The 2,085-nt window shown below is 50.9% G+C and carries 3 protein-coding genes; 2 read left to right on the top strand and 1 reads right to left on the bottom strand.

The window, feature by feature from the left end:
- Nucleotides 1-67: 67 nt before the first annotated feature.
- Nucleotides 68-508: a hypothetical protein gene (locus tag ACI2KA_RS26915; protein WP_404505482.1), complete on the top strand. Its 441-nt coding sequence runs from the start codon at nt 68-70 to the stop codon at nt 506-508.
- Nucleotides 509-572: 64 nt separating this feature from the next.
- On the opposite strand, the gene ACI2KA_RS26910 is transcribed toward ACI2KA_RS26915, so the two are convergent.
- Nucleotides 573-1,217, bottom strand: coding sequence for a hypothetical protein (locus ACI2KA_RS26910; RefSeq protein ID WP_404505481.1), 645 nt, complete (start codon nt 1,215-1,217; stop codon nt 573-575).
- Between the two features lie 278 nt (nt 1,218-1,495).
- Here ACI2KA_RS26910 and ACI2KA_RS26905 point away from each other — a divergent pair.
- Nucleotides 1,496-2,085 (top strand): hypothetical protein (locus tag ACI2KA_RS26905; RefSeq protein WP_404505480.1); only part of this gene is annotated, 590 nt, incomplete at its 3' end.

Below are 2,085 nucleotides of genomic sequence, written 5' to 3'. Positions count from 1 at the left end.
CGTTGCATCGGAACCTTGAGTTCCGGAAACTGTCATAATTGCCTTTTCGTTTTCCAATGGGGGGCACATGAAATTTTTTAAGAAAGCAGCCTTTGCTTTACTAACGGCTGTGGCATTGGCAGGCACGACCCTGCCGAGTTTTGCAACGTACGTATCGCCGGTTTCAGCGCCATCGATTTCGATCAGCAATCTCATGGAAACCAGCGCTAACTGGAAGGTAGGAACAACCGTAGGAACGGTCACTACCGTCGACTGGGATATCAATTACGCATCCAGCGCCTATGCGGTGCAGGTCCGCGTCTGCCAGAACGTCCCGGGGGTGCACAACTGCACTGGCTGGAGCACAAGCCATGACGGATCTTCATCGATCTTCTCGGGAAAGCCGGCATCGGCTCCATTCTATTTCCAGGCTCGGGTTGTGACGACCCCATACAACGTCGGGAAGGTCATCAGGCCGACGATTTATGGCAGCGGCAACAGCATGATTGTGGTCAACACCACTCCGTAAGCGATCGACCGGCTACTGCCCTTCAAGAGGCAGCCCCAGAAAATACTGGGGCTGTCTACATATATCAAGCGAGGGCATCGGGACCTAGGCGCTCATCAAGCATCTTGAACAGCGTATCCCAAATCGCTTTGTTCGCACCTTTCTGCTGGGTCAAGCCTTCCGCAGCTTGTCGCAGATTGTCAACAGTCAGATCGCCACTGATACCGTTGACGTCCTGCCCACCTTTCGCCAGATCAAACATATCCCATGCAGCCTGCACCTTTGCCACATCGTCAGAGGGAACGGGATTTCCATAATCATCAAGGACCGTATAGGCTCCTCCCGCCTGGATAAGATTATAGCCGGTCAGCTGCCTGAATTTTTCAAGATCACCTGTCGAATATGGAGTCATTGCACCCGGATCTTTGGAGGAAAGACCATTCTGCTCGGTGATCATGACCATGGCCAACCATTCCTGCGTCGATGACGCACTGCCGTCAGCATTGGGGTTCCATGAATAGGTCCCGTCCTCGTTGACTTTAATATTATCTTGCACGGAGGCAGTTTTAAGCAGATTCTGAAATATGGCGTTCTTAGGATCGCTATAATCAGTGAAAATTGGGCCAGTATTCTGAGCTTGCTCACCGGAGCTTGTTTGCTTCATCGTGGAGGATGACTTTGCAAGTGAGTTTGAGGAATAGACTGAATAGCGGTTATCTGAAATCTGCATTTCCAGTCTCCTTGAGCTTCGGCCTCTCAAACGATCTCGCCTCGGATGCCGACAAAAAAATTTTGTTGTTGGCATATGGCATCCTTTGGCTTGCTTGAGGCTGTCGAAAACGGCCAAATCCGTGGCTAGACACCTGCGAAATTCGCAGTTGTGAAAATTATTGACAAATTACTACCTTGCTCGGAAACCGAATCAAACTGCGCGATGAAAGATCGCAAAGGTCGTTTCGGATGAGATTTGTGCAGATTATTTGATCAGCAAAGCCTTGGGGGTAAATTATGGAAATTTCCAACAAATATAATATGCGAATCCCGGCTCAATATTCCACCTCAACCAAAGAACCTGGTCAGGGGCCAGAGGGTATCACAAACGGCAATATCCCAAGAGCGCTTGGCGCTGGTGCCTCGGGAAGCGCTGCGCTGCAAAACCTCAATACGACGCTTTCTGCAAATGCACTGAATTCACAAGACACGCCGCTGAGCCGAACGCCTACTGTTGCCGGCATGGCGAGTCCGGCGCTTGCGGCAGCATTGGCAAATGGTGTCGTAAACCCAGTGGATTGGCTATCCCCTTCGGACATCGCACTCTTCGAAAAAACAACCGGTAGCACCATTCAGGACGGCTATATCTACAACGAGGATGGTACACCGAATACCGACCCTGCAAAGGCCGATCTTATAAACTCGCTGTTTCAAATGAGGAACCTCGGGACCTTCTCCGGTGGCCAGCCGAAATTGCTGAACGGCGACATTACAGCGGACGATCTCAAGGCATTCATCAGTTACAATCGCAGCAATAGCGCCGTAAATACCCAGATACTCGACAAGGTGCTTGATGCTTTGACGTCTTCCGCGCAAGAGGCGCGTGC

This window comes from Agrobacterium sp. NPDC089420, assembly GCF_044900305.1.
Taxonomy (GTDB): domain Bacteria; phylum Pseudomonadota; class Alphaproteobacteria; order Rhizobiales; family Rhizobiaceae; genus Agrobacterium.
This window is presented reverse-complemented; position numbering and strand designations above follow the sequence as displayed.